This window comes from Cellulosimicrobium sp. GQ32 (assembly GCF_059758455.1).
The window spans coordinates 155,598-169,238 of the sequence record NZ_JCAXEP010000006.1; the positions used below are offsets into that span (position 1 = coordinate 155,598).

The window sequence follows — 13,641 nt, forward strand, 5'->3', positions numbered from 1 at the left end:
CACGGCGACGCGAGGTAGAGCCTTGGTCCGCCGAGGTAGAGGCGTGGTCAGGGGTATGGGTCGACCAGGCCTCTACCTCGCGCTACCAGGCCTCTACCTCGGCGTCAGAGGCGGGGGACGTCGCGGCGGCGGAAGCCCACCAGGCCCAGCGCGACGAGCACGACGGCGAGGAGCGAGAGCCAGACGAACGGCCACGGCTCGACGTCGGCCCCCGGGAGCTGGGGGACGTGCCAGAACGGCGAGACGCCGCTGGCCCAGGACGGCAGGTCGAGCAGGGCGCCGAACATCGTCACGACGAAGGAGTACGCGAGGAGCGTCCAGGCGAGCGCCGCAAGGCCCGGCCGCCAGCCGAACGCGGCGACGGCGACGCCGGTGACGACCGCGATCGCCGGGAGGTAGGCGAACGACGCGGCGAGGTAGTCGCCGAGCCCGAAGGTGTCCTCCCCGACGCTCAGCGCGCCGAGCCACAGCCCGACGGCGCTCACGGCGAGCAGCACCGACGTCCCGACCAGGGTCACGACGAGCTGGGACCCGAGCCAGCGGACGCGCCCGACCCCGGTCGCGAGCACGGGCTCGAGCCGCCCCGCCGTCTCCTCGCCGCGGGCGCGCTGCGCCGACGCGACCGCGAAGCCGCCCGCGCCGAGCCCGAGGAACAGGGCCATGACGGCGACGAACCCGCCCACGAGGTCGGAGGCGTCGCCCAGCATCTGCGCGATCTCGGGGTTGTCGGCGACCATGTCGCCCACGGAGTCGACGAACGTCCCGCACGCGAGGGCGGTGACGCCGATCCCGACGCCCCACGCGAGCACGGACGCGCGCTGCTGGCGCCACGCGAGGGCGAGCGGGCTCGCGAGCCATGCGCCGGCGTCGGGCCGGCCCGCGCGCGGCGGCACGAGCCCGGCGCCGAGGTCGCGCCGCGCGGCGAGCGCCGCGCCCAGGGCGAGGAGCAGCGCGACGAGCGCGACCGAGAGGCCGAGGGGCCACCAGCGCAGGTCGACGAACGCGCGGATCTGCTGCGCCCAGCCGATGGGGGAGAGCCACGAGACCCAGCTCCCGTGCTCCTCCTGGACGTCGCCGACGGCGCGGAGCAGGAACGCGACGCCGAGCACGGCGAGCGCGAGACCGCTCGCGGCGCGCGCGTGCTCGGTGACCTGGCTCGTCACGACGGCGACGGCGGCGAACACGAGCCCCGTGACGCCCACGGCGGCGCCGAGCGCGAACGAGTCGACGGCGGTGAGCCCGGTGGCGACGAGGACCGCGCCGGTCGCGAGGGCGATGGCCGCGTTCGCGACGAGCGCCGCGACGAACGCCGCCGTCGCGGGGGCGTGGCGCCCGACGACGCCGGCCCGGACGAGCTCCGCCCGCCCCGTCTCCTCCTCGGCGCGCGTGTGCCGCACGACGAGGGAGATGCTCATGATCGCGACGGCGACCATGACGGTGAGCGCCATCTCGTTCGCGATCATGGCGCCGAGCGTGTAGTCCTCGATCCCGTACTGGGGCCCGGACAGCATGATGCCGGCGGGGCTGGACACGAGCGCGGCACGCGCCTGGCGGTCGGCCGCGGTGGGGTAGAGCGTGTCGAGCGCGACGGCTGCGTACCCGAAGAGGAGCGCGACCGACGCCGTCCACACGGGGATGCGGACGCGGTCACGACGCAGCACGAAGCGCAGCAGCGTGGTCCAGCCCGTGGCCGCGCGCCCGCGCCGGTGCGGCTCGGGCCCGACGACGGTGGCGCGCCGCCCGCGCGGTGGTGCCGCCGTGCGGGCGGTCCCGGGGGCGCTCACAGCGCGCCCGCCCCGTCGAGCACGGCGAGCTCGTCGCCGTAGTGGCGCAGGAAGAGCTCCTCGAGGGACGGCGGGTTGACCGTCACGGAGCGCAGGCCGAGGTCGGTGAGCGCGCGCAGGACGGCCTCGACGTGGTCGTTGTCGACGTCGAACCGGGCCCGCGTCCCGTCCCCGCCGGGCTCGACGACGAGGTCGTGCACGCCGTCGAGCGCGTCGAGCGCCGACGGGTCGCGCTCGGTCACGGCGGTGACGGACGAGCGCGTGAGGTGCCGCAGCTCGGTGAGCGTCCCCGACTGGACCGTGCGGCCCGCGCGGATGATCGTGACGGTGTCGCACAGCTTCTCGACCTCCGCGAGGATGTGGCTCGAGAGCAGGACCGACCGCCCCTCCGCCGTGACCTCGCGCACGCACTGCGTGAACACGGACTCCATGAGGGGGTCGAGGCCCGACGTCGGCTCGTCGAGGACGAGCAGCTCGACGTCGGACGCGAACGCCGCTACGAGCGCCACCTTCTGCCGGTTCCCCTTGGAGTAGGTGCGCGCCTTCTTCGACGGGTCGAGCTCGAAGCGGTCGAGCAGCAGCTTCTTGCGCTGCGGGTCGACGCTCCCGCGCAGGCGGGTGAGCAGGTCGATCGCCTCGCCGCCGGTGAGGTTGGGCCACAGGTTGACGTCGCCGGGCACGTACGCGAGGCGCCGGTGGAGGTCGACGGCGTCGTGCCAGGGGTCGCCGCCGAGCAGCCGGGCGCTGCCGGAGTCGGGCCGCAGCAGCCCGAGCAGCACGCGGATGGTGGTGGACTTGCCCGCGCCGTTCGGTCCGAGGAACCCGGCGACCTCGCCCGCGCGGACGGTGAGGTCGAGGCCGTCGAGCGCCTGCACGTGGCCGAAGGCCTTGCGCAGGTCGTGCACCTCGACGGCAGGGGTCGTGCTCGTCATCGCGTCTCCTCCTGGTGGGTGGTGTGCTGCACGTAGGCGTCGAGCAGCGTGGGTTCGACGAAGAGTCCTTCGGTGAAGACCTCGAGCGCGGGGAGCATCACGCGCTCGACGTACTCGCGGAGGTCCGCCTCGGGGTCGCGCGGCTCGCTCCGCTCGCGCAGCGCGCCGTCGATCAGGAGCGAGCCGAGCGAGAGGGAGACGAGGTAGCGCGCCCGGGCGGCCTCGTCTCGGCTGGGGCGGATCACGCCGGCGGCGACGCCGGACTCCATGTACTCGAGCGTGACCTGCGTGAGGTGCTCGACGAACGACCGCGCGAGGTCCCCGCCGGCCTGGAGGCTGCGCAGCGTGTACTCGAACACGGGCGCGTAGTCCTCGATGCCGGCGAGCTGGGTGAACAGCGCCATCGGACCGGCGGCGGGGTCCTGGGGCGAGATGGCGTCGGTCTTGGCGGTGCGCACGGCGTCGAACACGTAGTCGTCGCACGCGCGGCGCAGCCCGTCCTTGGACCCGAAGTGGTGCACGACGAGCGCCGCGCTCACCCCGGCGTCGGCGGCGATGGTGCGCAGCGGGGCGCCGAACCCGTCGCGCGCGAAGCGCGAGATCGCGGCGTCGCGGATCCGGGCGCGGGTCGTGAGGTCGTCGGTGGCCGACGGCGCGGGGCGGGCGCGGCCGGTCGCGGAGGGTTGGTCTGAACGCACGTTCAACAGACTAAACACTCGTTCAACGCCTGTCCACCCACGGGGGAGCGCTCTGCCGTGGCTCACCCCTTGACGCCGTTGGCCGAGGCCGGTTGAGTGGAGGTCGCGACGCGATGGGAGCGCTTCCATCCGTCGTCCCGCACCCCGTGTCGATCGAAGGAGATCCGCATGAGACGTCGTGCCGTCCTGTCCGCCGTCGCCGGGCTCGCGCTCGCGACCCCGCTGCTCGTCGCCGGCGGGAGCGCCGGCGCCGCCCCCGTCCCCACCTCCGCCGCGCCCCCGGCGACGGCCGCCCCCGCGGCGGACGACGTCGTCGGGCCGGGGACCCGCCTCTACGTGGACCCCTTCTCCACGACCCTCCAGGCCGCCGCCACCCTCACGGGACAGGCGCGCGCGGACGCCCAGCTCCTCGGGTCGTTCCCGTCGGCCTCGTGGTTCACCGGCGGCACGCCCGACGAGGTGCGCGACGACGTCGCGTCCGTCGTGCAGGCGGCCGCGACGGACGGCGCGGTGCCCACCGTCGTCGTCTACAACCTGCCGTTCCGCGACTGCGCGCAGTACTCCGCGGGCGGCGCCGCGGACACGGCCGCCTACACGGCGTGGGTGGACGCCGTCGCCGAGGGGATCGGCGACGACCCGGCGATCGTGATCCTCGAGCCGGACGGGCTCGGGATCATCCCCTGGTACACCGACATCAACGGGAACCCCGAGTGGTGCCGCCCCGCCGAGCTCGACCCGGAGACCGCAGCGGCGGACCGGTTCGTCCAGCTCAACCACGCCGTCGACGCGCTCACGGCGCTCCCGGCCACGTCCGTGTACCTCGACGGGACGCACAGCGGGTGGCTCGGGGTCGGCGACATCGCCGACCGCCTGATCAAGGCGGGCGTCGAGCGTGCCGACGGCGTGTTCGTCAACGCGTCGAACTACGTCGAGACCGAGCGCCTCGTGAAGTACGGGACGTGGGTCAGCGACTGCGTCAACCTGTCGGTGAACAGCTGGTGGGAGCCCGCGTGGTGCGCGAGCCAGTACTACCCGGCGAACCCGGACGACTTCTCCACCTGGGAGCTCACCGACGCCGCGTACGCCCAGGCGTACGCGGACACGGGCGTCGTGCGCGACCCGGCGGCGCAGAAGCACGTCGTCATCGACACGAGCCGCAACGGCCAGGGTCCGTGGACCGCGCCGCCCGGCGCGTTCCCCGACCCGGAGGTGTGGTGCAACCCGCCCGACCGAGGCCTCGGCGAGCGGCCGACGACGGACACCGGCGACCCGTTCGTCGACGCCTACCTCTGGATCAAGGTGCCGGGGGAGTCCGACGGCAAGTGCTACCGCGGCACCGGCGGCCCGCTCGACCCCGCCCGCGGCATCGAGGACCCCGCCGCGGGGCAGTGGTTCGTCGAGCAGGCCGCGGAGCTCCTCGCGCTCGCCGCGCCCCGCGTCGAGCGTCCGACCTGCGAGGTCGCGTACACCGTCCACGGGACGTGGCAGGGCAAGAAGGGCAGCGGCTTCATCGCCCAGGTCGAGCTCCGCAACACCGGCACGGCACCGCTCGACGGGTGGGAGCTGCGCTGGACCCCCGACGGTGACCAGCGGCTCACCGACGTGTGGGGCGCCCAGGCCGGGCGTGACGGTGACGCGGTCACCGCGCACAGCCTGTCGTGGAACGCGACCGTACGGCCGGGCGCGACCACGACGTTCGGCTTCGTCGCGTCGGGCACCCCGGGTGCGGACCCGCAGCTCGTGACCCTCGGGGGGCGCCCGTGCCACGTCGTCTGATCCCTCGCCAGGGACTCCGGGCGGCCCAGGTCGTACAGATCACGGGCACTGGGGACGCGAGACCCCTGCCGTTCCGGGCCAGACACCCGTAGGCTGGGGGTAGCCGTCGGCGGCACCGCCGGCGCCACGTCCCGGCGCGTCGGACCGTCGGGACGTCGAGAGGCCCGTCGCACTCGTGCGACGGGCCTTTTCGTTCGGGTGCCCTGAGGGGGTGCGGCGGACGACGACGAGGGGCCCGCCGCGAGTGCGGCGGGCCCCTCGGTCTGCGGAGGATGGGGGATTCGAACCCCCGAGGGCTGTTAACCCAACACGCTTTCCAAGCGTGCGCCATAGGCCACTAGGCGAATCCTCCTGGTGCGACGGCCGGACGCGCACGGGGCGCACCGACAGCAGCGCAACGAGGATACCGGACCGCGGCGCCCGGGCCGAATCGCCCTCACGGGAGCGGGTTTCTGGTGGGGCGCCGACCTGGGCTAGGGTGGGCGCAGACCCCTCGTGCGGCATCATCTCGCCGAACTCCCCCAGGGCCGGAAGGCAGCAAGGGTAGGTGAGCTCTGGTGGGTGTGCGAGGGGTCCTTCACGTCTCCGGGTGCCGACGGCCCCGACGGGTCGAGGTGCAGTGCCGGTCCGGGCGTGGTTCCCTGCCCGTGTGACCGGGGAGCCGCAGCGCCCGCTGTCGACGATGAACCTGGTGCGCCTGGTCGTCCCGGCGCTCCTGGTCGGCGTGCTGTGCGCCCTGACCCTCGTCGCGCTCTCGGCGCTCGCGACCTGGATCCAGGACCTCGTGTGGGACCACCTGCCGACGGCGTGGGGCGTCGCCACGACCGAGACGTGGTGGACGGTCCTGGTGCTCACCGTCACAGGCCTGCTGGTCGGCGCGACGATCCGATGGGCACCCGGGCACGCAGGAGTCGACCCCGCGACCACGGACCTCGTGACCGCACCGCTTCCGCTGCGCGCGCTGCCCGGGCTCGCGGTCGCGCTCGTCCTCGGTCTCGCGGGCGGCGTCAGCCTCGGGCCGGAGAACCCGATCATCGCGATCAACGTCGCCCTCACGGCCTGGATCCTGTGCCGCCCGCGGCTCGGCGTGCCCGTGCAGGGCGCCGTCGGGCTGGCCATGGCCGCCACGATCGGGGCGATGTTCGCGACGCCGCTCGCCGCGGCGCTCATCCTCACCGAGACGTTCGCCGAGGGTGGCGACCGCTCCGGCCCGCTGTTCGACCGGCTCTTCGGGCCCCTGGTCGCCGCGGGTGCGGGGGCCGTGACGATGGTCGCGCTCGAGGCCCCGACCTTCGCCGTCGACCTCCCTGCGTACCCGGGTGTCCACGTCGGCGACGTGCTGAGCGCCGCGGTCGTGGCCGTCGCCGCGGCCGTGCTCACGCTGCTCGTGGTCCTCGCGTTCCCGGTCGTCCACCGGTTCTTCCACGGGTTGCGGCACCCCGTGCTCGCGCTCGGCCTGGGAGGGCTCGTCCTCGGGCTGCTGGGCGTCCTGGGCGGTCCGCTCACGCTCTTCAAGGGCCTGGACCAGATGAAGGAGCTGTCCGCCGACGCCGCGGACATGACCTGGACGGCGATCCTCGTCCTGGCCCTCGTCAAGCTCGCGGCCCTGCTCGTCGCGGCGGGAGCGGGGTTCCGGGGCGGGCGCATCTTCCCGGCGGTGTTCATCGGCGTCGCGGTCGGGTTCGCGGCGTCGTCGCTCGTGCCGAGCGTCCCCGCCGCGGTCGCCGTCTCGGCAGCGGTCCTCGGGACGGTGATCGTCGTGAGCCGCAGCGGTTGGCTCGCGCTGTTCATGGCCGCCGTGGTGGTCGACGACGCGCGACTGATCCCCGCGCTGTGCATCGCCGTCGTGCCGCTCTGGCTGGCGGTGCGCAGCATGCCGCCGTTGCGGGTCGAGCCACCTGCCGGCGGCGCGCCCGAGTTCGCCTCCCTGGCCCGCCGTGAGCACGGTGTGGCGTAGATCTCACCGACCGGGACCTCGGCAGGCTCGTACCCGCCGCCCGGTGCCCGCTCTGTCCGGGTTTGCGGCACGGGATTCCCGCCATGCGACCATTTCGGCGTCCACATCGTGGACGATCTGGCCCGGTGATTGGCGCGCGCGGCGCCGCCGTGCCCATGATGTCGGCATGGCCCGGAACCACGTCCTCACCACGACCCCGCGCGCAGCGTCCTGCGCCGGCGCGTCGTGCTGTCGTGGCGTGCGTACCGGGCGAATGTGCGGCTGCTGACGCCGTCGTGACCTGCAGGGAGACCTGCGCCGCACCCGCCGCGTCGTCCTGACGACGCCGCCCCGCTCGCCGCGTGGCTGATGGCCCGCCGGAAGCACCCGAACCCCACCGCCTCGCAGGGCCGCCCCTGCACCCCGGCCGCGCCGGTCGCCACCCGTGACCGTCGTCGCCGTCACCGGAAGGAAACCCCATGTCGTTCTCGACCACCCGCAAGCGTCTGACCTGGACCGCGATCGCCGCCACGGTCGCCCTCACCCTCACCGCCTGCGGCGGCGGCGACGACACCGCGGGCGGCGCCGCGAGCGGCGACGCGGCGGACCCGATCCGCGTCGGCGTCGTCGGCGCGTCCGACGACAAGTGGGCCGTGTTCCAGGAGCAGGCCGAGGCCGAGGGCATCGAGATCGAGCTCGTCGACCTCCAGGACTACACGCAGGCGAACCCGGCGCTGTCCCAGGGGGAGCTCGACGTCAACCAGTTCCAGCACCTGCAGTTCCTCGCGGGCTACAACGTGGATGCGGGCGACGACCTCCAGCCGATCGGCGCGACCGCCGTCTACCCGCTCGGCCTGTACTCGTCGAAGCACGCGTCGCTCGAGGAGATCCCCGACGGCGGCCAGGTCGCCGTGCCGAACGACCCGACCAACCTCGCCCGTGCGCTCCTCGTGCTCCAGGAGGCCGGCCTGGTCGAGCTCAAGGACGGCGGGAGCTCCATCTCCACCGAGGCCGACGTGCTGCCCAGCTCCAAGGTGACGGTCACGCCGGTCGACGCCGCGCAGACCCCCATCCAGCTCCAGTCCGTCGACGCGTCGATCATCAACAACGACTTCGTCGAGGACGCGGGCCTCAAGCCCGAGGACGCGCTGTTCCAGGACGACCCCGACTCCGACGCCGCCAAGCCCTACATCAACGTGTGGGTCGCGCGGGCAGAGGACTCCGGCGACGAGACGCTGCTCAAGCTCGCCGAGATCTCCCACTCGCCGGAGGTCGTCGAGGCGGAGAAGAAGGCCTCGGGCGGTACCGCCGTCATCAAGGAGAACTCGCCCGCCGAGCTCCAGGAGATCCTCGCCGGCATCGAGGACGACATCCGCAACTCCTGATGCCGTCGCCGCGAGGGCGGGCGCGCACGTCGCGTCCGCCCTCGCGCGCCGTCGTGCCCGGGGGAGGACGATGGCAGGCGAGCTGCACACCCCGACAGGCGGCCCTGACGACATGCCTGGTGATCCCAGGTGACCCAGGCCGCCCCGGCCCGGAGGCCCGGCCTCCGACGAGAGGAACCCGACGTGACCGACGTCCCCCGCGACGAGGGCGGTGACGAGCAGCCCGCGATCGAGCTGCGCCACGTGAGCAAGACGTTCGGCGAGGGCGACGGTGCCGTGCACGCCGTCGACGACGTCTCGCTGAGCATCCGCCGCGGCGAGATCTTCGGCGTCATCGGCTACTCGGGCGCCGGCAAGTCGACGCTCGTGCGGCTCGTCAACGCGCTCGAGACGGTGACGAGCGGCGAGGTCGTCGTCGACGGCCAGGTGATCACCGGGCTGCCCGAGCGGCGCGTGCGCGCGGTGCGCTCGCGCATCGGCATGGTCTTCCAGCAGTTCAACCTGCTGTCGTCGCGCACCGTCGCCGGCAACGTGGCCTACCCGCTCAAGGTGGCCGGCTGGCCGCGCGAGAAGCGGGCCGCGCGCGTCGCCGAGCTGCTCGCGTTCGTCGGCCTCGCGGACAAGGCGAAGGCGTACCCGCGCCAGCTCTCGGGCGGGCAGAAGCAGCGCGTCGGCATCGCGCGCGCGCTCGCCGCGCAGCCGACGATCCTCCTGGCCGACGAGGCGACGTCCGCGCTCGACCCCGAGACGACGCGCGAGGTGCTCGCGCTCCTGCGGCGCGTCAACGCCGAGCTCGGCATCACGATCGTGGTCATCACGCACGAGATGGAGGTCGTGCGCTCGACGTGCCACCGCGTGGCCGTCATGGAGCACGGCAGGGTCGTCGAGACGGGCGACGTGTACGACGTCTTCTCCGCGCCGAGCGCCGACGCCGCCCAGCGGTTCGTCGGCACGGCGCTGCACGACCGTCCGTCGCGCGAGACCCTGGCCCGCCTGCGCGAGCGCCACCCTGGCCGGCTCGTGACGGTCGGCGTGCGCGAGGGCGCGAGCACGGGGACGGACCTGTTCCGCCTCCTGCGCGAGCACGACGTCGACGGGTCCGTCGTCTACGGCGGCATCTCCGAGGTGGGGGAGCGCCCGTTCGGGTCGCTCACCGTCGAGCTCGACGCGCCCGAGGACCGCATCGCGCCGTTCCTCGTCGCGCTCGGCGAGCGCGCCGACGTCGTCGACCTCGGGACGGCGGAGCACCCGCTCGACGACCCGCGCGTCGCGCGCCTCGCCGCGGCTCCGGCCGACGAGGACGCCCCCGACCCGACCGACGACGACCCGGGCGACCCGTACGGCCTCGCCCGCGACACCCTCTTCCGTCACGGCAACCTCGGAGGTCGTTGATGAACCGCGACTGGTCCACGCTGTGGCCCATCCTCTGGGAGTCCTTCGGCCAGACGCTGCAGATGGTGTCGGTCGCGCTGCTCACGGGCGGGCTGGCGGGCCTCGCGCTCGGCATCGCGCTCTACGTGACGCGGCGGGGCAACCTGCTCGACAACCGCTGGGTGTTCGGCGTGCTCAACGTGCTCGTCAACATCGTGCGGCCCATCCCGTTCATCATCTTCGTCACGCTGCTCGGGCCGGTGACGCTCCAGGTGGTCGGGACCACGCTGGGCACCGAGGCGTTCATCTTCCCGCTGTCGGTGATGACGGCGTTCGGCACGAGCCGCATCGTCGAGCAGAACCTCGTGGGTATCGACCCGGGCGTCATCGAGGCGGCGCGGGCCATGGGGGCGTCGTCGTGGCGCATCATCACGACGGTGCTCGTCCCCGAGGCGCTCGCGCCGCTCATCCTCGGGTACACGTTCCTCTTCATCGCCGTGCTGGACATGTCCGCGATCGCGGGGATCATCGGCGGCGGCGGGCTCGGCAACTTCGCGATCGTCTACGGGTACCAGCGCTACAACTGGGGTGTCGTGGTGGTGACGGTCCTCGTCATCATCGGGATCGTGCAGGTCGCGCAGCTCCTCGGCAACTGGCTGGCCCGCAAGGCGCTCCACCGCTGAGGACCGGCCTCGTGCGTGTGGGTCGCGGCGTCTAGAGTGACCGGGGTGAGCACCGCCCTGTACCGCCGCTACCGGCCCGAGACCTTCGCCGAGGTGATCGGTCAGGACCACGTGACCGCGCCGCTCATGCAGGCGCTGCGCAGCGGTCGGGTGAACCACGCCTACCTCTTCTCGGGCCCGCGCGGGTGCGGCAAGACGACGAGCGCGCGCATCCTCGCGCGCACGCTCAACTGCGCGCAGAACACCCCGGACAACCCGATCGACACGCCCTGCGGCGAGTGCCCGTCGTGCGTCGACCTCGCACGCGGCGGCCCGGGCAGCCTCGACGTCGTCGAGATCGACGCGGCGTCGCACGGTGGCGTCGACGACGCGCGCGACCTACGTGAGCGTGCCACGTTCGCCCCCACGCGCGACCGCTACAAGATCTTCATCATCGACGAGGCCCACATGGTCTCGCCGGCGGGGTTCAACGCGCTGCTCAAGATCGTCGAGGAGCCGCCGGAGCACGTGAAGTTCGTCTTCGCGACGACGGAGCCGGACAAGGTGATCGGCACCATCCGCTCCCGCACGCACCACTACCCGTTCCGCCTCGTCCCCCCGGACGTGCTCGGCCCGTACCTCGAGCAGCTGTGCGCCGCGGAAGGGGTCTCGGTGGGGTCGGGCGTGCTCCCGCTCGTCACCCGCGCGGGCGGCGGCTCGGTCCGCGACTCGCTCTCGGTCATGGACCAGCTCATCGCGGGCGCGGAGGGCGGCGCGGTCGGCTACGAGCGCTCGGTCGCGCTGCTCGGCTTCACGCACGCGACCCTCCTCGACGACGTCGTGGACGCCCTCGCCGCGCGCGACGGCGCGAGCATCTTCCGGGTCGTGGACCACGTCGTCGCGACGGGTCACGAGCCCCGGCGCTTCGTCGAGGACGTGCTCGAGCGTCTGCGCGACCTCATCGTCATCGCCGTCTCCGGCGACGAGGCGCAGGCCGTGCTCCGCGACCAGCCCGCCGACCAGCTCGCGCGCATGCAGGCCCAGGCGCAGCACCTCGGCGTGGCCGAGCTCTCGCGCGCGGCCGACCTCGTCAACGCGGCGCTCACGGAGATGACGGGCGCCACCTCGCCGCGACTCCACCTGGAGCTCCTCATGGCGAGGCTGCTCCTTCCCGGGGCCGACGACGGCGCGGCCGGGTTCGCGGCGCGCCTCGACCGCCTCGAGCGCGGAGGGCTGGGCACGGTCGCTCTCGCCCCGGCGGCCGTCTCGACGGGGGCGGGAACAGCCGCTGGTCCCGGGGGTCCGGAGCCCGACGGCGCGGGGTCGGCCCTCGCCGCGACCGCACCGGCGTCCGGGCTCACCGGTGCTGCCGCCGTGCGCGCCGCCCTGCGCCCCACCCGGTCCACCCCGTCCGCACCCGCTGCGCAGCCGTCGGCCGTCACCGCCGCGCCGACCGACGCGCGGCCCTCCGCCGAGCCGGCCGAGCCCGGCCCCGCCGCGGCCGTCCCGGCAGGGACCGTCGAGGACGAGCAGGCCTCGGCGCCGGCACCCGGCGCCCCGTCGGCACCGGACACCCGGTCCGTCCCGAGCGGGGGCGACGTTCCGTCGGGCATGACCCAGCCCGCGCGCGCGGACGCCGCGCCGCCCGCCGTGACCACGTCGGCGTCGACCGCGGAGTCCGGCGGCGGCGCGTCGCAGGCGGCGCCGTCCGTCGAGCAGACCGGTCCCGCACATCGGACCGGCGAGCCGACCGGTCCGGCCGAGCAGGTCGCGGCGCACGCCGGTCCGGCGGCGCGGGACGACGCGGGCGCCGATGCAGCGACGCAGGACGGTGCCGTGTCGTCGACGAGCGAGGAGGCGGTGCCTCCCGCCCGTGCCGAGGCTGCCCCCGCGGAGCCGGCGGCCGGCCGTCCGGCACGGCCGACGGCGGCCGCCCCGTCCGGCGACGCGAGCCCGGCGCTCACGACCGAGGAGCTGCGGCGGCGCTGGCCGGAGGTCCTCGAGAACCTGCGCGCCAACCCCGTGACGTGGTCCCTCGTCAGCGCGAACGCGCAGGTGGCAGAGCTCGGCCCGGACGTCCTCTACCTCGCGTTCCCGTCGCCGGGGCTCGCGCGGACCTTCTCCTCCGCGCGGCACACGAGCGCGGTCCAGGACGTCGTCTACCAGACGCTCGGGCTCCAGGTGCGCGTCGAGCCGCGCCTTGACGAGGGCGGTGCGGGCGGTGGCGGTCCGGCCCCGGCCCAAGGCCCTGCCACCCCGGCACCGGGGTCTTCCGCTCCGGCTCCCGTCGCACCCGGACCCGGCGGATCGCGCCCCGAACCGGGTCCGGGGGAGAGCGGTGCGGACGTGCCCCTCGCGTCGGTCAGCGCACCGAGCCGTGTCGTGGCGTCGGGCGCGGGCACGGCCTCGACCGCGCTCGCTGCGGGAGCGGCCGCACCGCGCGGCGCCGTCGCGTTGCAGGAGCGGCCGGCCGCGACCGAGGCCGCCGCGGGCGACGACGGCGGCGTGCCGGTCGTCGACGCCGCGGACGAGGCCTGGCTCGCTGGAGCGTCCGTGCCTGCGTCCGTGCCTGAGCAGCGCATCGACGCGGCGGACGAGGCGTGGCTCGCCGGCGCGCCCGCCGAGCCGCCGGCCGACCTCGACGACGGCCCCGAGCCGGAGCCCGTCCTCGAGCGTGCGCCGGAGCGCACGACGTCCGCCGCCCAGGCACCGGTCTCGTCCGCCCGCCCCGCCCCGGCCACGCCGGCGACCCCGCCGCGGCAGGAGCCCCCTGCCCGTGCGGCGGCCCCCGTCGCTCCGGTGGACGCGGCGGGTGCCCCGTTGCGCGGGGTCTCCGCGGCGCGTGCGGCGATCGCGGCGGCCACGACGGCCCGCGTCTCTCGGCCTGCCGAGGCGCCCGCCCGGCGGGACGCGTCGTCGACGGTCGACCCGATGGACGACCTCCCCTCCGCGGACGACCCCGACATCGTCTCGACAGGACTCGTCGGGACGGCACTCGTCGTGAGCCTGCTCGACGGCAAGATCATCGAGGAGATCCAGGACCAGGTCTGACGCCGCCGGCGCGACGTCGTGGCGGTGACGCTCCGGCTCGCCGACG

9 protein-coding genes, 1 tRNA gene and 1 other RNA gene are annotated in these 13,641 nt (G+C 74.5%); 7 read left to right on the forward strand and 4 right to left on the reverse strand.

Features of this window, described 5'->3' with window-relative positions; all coding sequences use genetic code 11:
* Window positions 1–104: 104 nt before the first annotated feature.
* Genes AC6CH9_RS11950 through AC6CH9_RS11960 form a run of 3 tightly spaced genes read right to left on the reverse strand, consistent with a single transcriptional unit; the run spans window position 105 to window position 3,414 of the window.
* Entirely contained in the window at window positions 105–1,784 is a 1,680-nt protein-coding gene (locus AC6CH9_RS11950) for an ABC transporter permease (RefSeq protein ID WP_498155072.1), read from the reverse strand.
* Window positions 1,781–2,716, reverse strand: coding sequence for an ABC transporter ATP-binding protein (locus tag AC6CH9_RS11955; protein ID WP_498155073.1), 936 nt, complete (start codon window positions 2,714–2,716; stop codon window positions 1,781–1,783). Before AC6CH9_RS11955 ends, AC6CH9_RS11950 begins: the two co-directional genes overlap by 4 nt.
* The gene (locus tag AC6CH9_RS11960) at window positions 2,713–3,414 is read right to left on the reverse strand and encodes a TetR/AcrR family transcriptional regulator (protein ID WP_498155074.1); all 702 of its coding nucleotides are present in this window, start codon (window positions 3,412–3,414) and stop codon (window positions 2,713–2,715) included. The genes AC6CH9_RS11955 and AC6CH9_RS11960 overlap by 4 nt, the downstream gene beginning before the upstream one ends.
* A gap of 168 nt (window positions 3,415–3,582) precedes the next feature.
* Between AC6CH9_RS11960 and AC6CH9_RS11965 the strand changes: the two genes are divergently transcribed.
* A complete protein-coding gene (locus tag AC6CH9_RS11965; RefSeq protein ID WP_498155075.1) occupies window positions 3,583–5,190 on the forward strand; it encodes a glycoside hydrolase family 6 protein in 1,608 nt (535 codons plus the stop codon).
* A gap of 266 nt (window positions 5,191–5,456) precedes the next feature.
* On the opposite strand, the gene AC6CH9_RS11970 is transcribed toward AC6CH9_RS11965, so the two are convergent.
* Window positions 5,457–5,542: transfer RNA gene (locus AC6CH9_RS11970), tRNA-Ser, on the reverse strand.
* 132 nt (window positions 5,543–5,674) lie between these two features.
* Between AC6CH9_RS11970 and ffs the strand changes: the two genes are divergently transcribed.
* The 6 genes from ffs (at window position 5,675) to AC6CH9_RS12000 (ending at window position 13,595) form a co-directional block, all read left to right on the forward strand.
* An RNA gene (ffs, locus tag AC6CH9_RS11975) (signal recognition particle sRNA small type) lies at window positions 5,675–5,771 on the forward strand.
* Window positions 5,772–5,839: 68 nt separating this feature from the next.
* Window positions 5,840–7,147 (forward strand): ion channel protein, encoded by a 1,308-nt coding sequence (locus tag AC6CH9_RS11980; protein ID WP_498155076.1) that lies wholly within the window; start codon window positions 5,840–5,842, stop codon window positions 7,145–7,147.
* A gap of 458 nt (window positions 7,148–7,605) precedes the next feature.
* Entirely contained in the window at window positions 7,606–8,511 is a 906-nt protein-coding gene (locus tag AC6CH9_RS11985) for a MetQ/NlpA family ABC transporter substrate-binding protein (protein ID WP_498155077.1), read from the forward strand.
* Between the two features lie 183 nt (window positions 8,512–8,694).
* Entirely contained in the window at window positions 8,695–9,903 is a 1,209-nt protein-coding gene (locus AC6CH9_RS11990) for a methionine ABC transporter ATP-binding protein (protein ID WP_498155078.1), read from the forward strand.
* Window positions 9,903–10,565: a methionine ABC transporter permease gene (locus tag AC6CH9_RS11995; protein WP_498155079.1), complete on the forward strand. Its 663-nt coding sequence runs from the start codon at window positions 9,903–9,905 to the stop codon at window positions 10,563–10,565. The genes AC6CH9_RS11990 and AC6CH9_RS11995 overlap by 1 nt, the downstream gene beginning before the upstream one ends.
* 45 nt (window positions 10,566–10,610) lie before the next feature.
* Complete coding sequence (locus tag AC6CH9_RS12000; RefSeq protein ID WP_498155080.1) at window positions 10,611–13,595, forward strand: DNA polymerase III subunit gamma and tau; 2,985 nt, start codon at window positions 10,611–10,613, stop codon at window positions 13,593–13,595.
* The last annotated feature ends 46 nt before the right edge of the window (window positions 13,596–13,641 follow it).

Excerpts from the sequence above, each read along its gene's own strand:
- AC6CH9_RS11955 (WP_498155073.1), bottom strand. The coding sequence starts at position 2,716 with ATGACGAGCACGACCCCTGCCGTCGAGGTGCACGACCTGCGCAAGGCC.
- AC6CH9_RS11965 (WP_498155075.1), top strand. The coding sequence starts at position 3,583 with ATGAGACGTCGTGCCGTCCTGTCCGCCGTCGCCGGGCTCGCGCTCGCG.
- AC6CH9_RS11985 (WP_498155077.1), top strand. The coding sequence starts at position 7,606 with ATGTCGTTCTCGACCACCCGCAAGCGTCTGACCTGGACCGCGATCGCC.
- AC6CH9_RS11995 (WP_498155079.1), top strand. The coding sequence starts at position 9,903 with ATGAACCGCGACTGGTCCACGCTGTGGCCCATCCTCTGGGAGTCCTTC.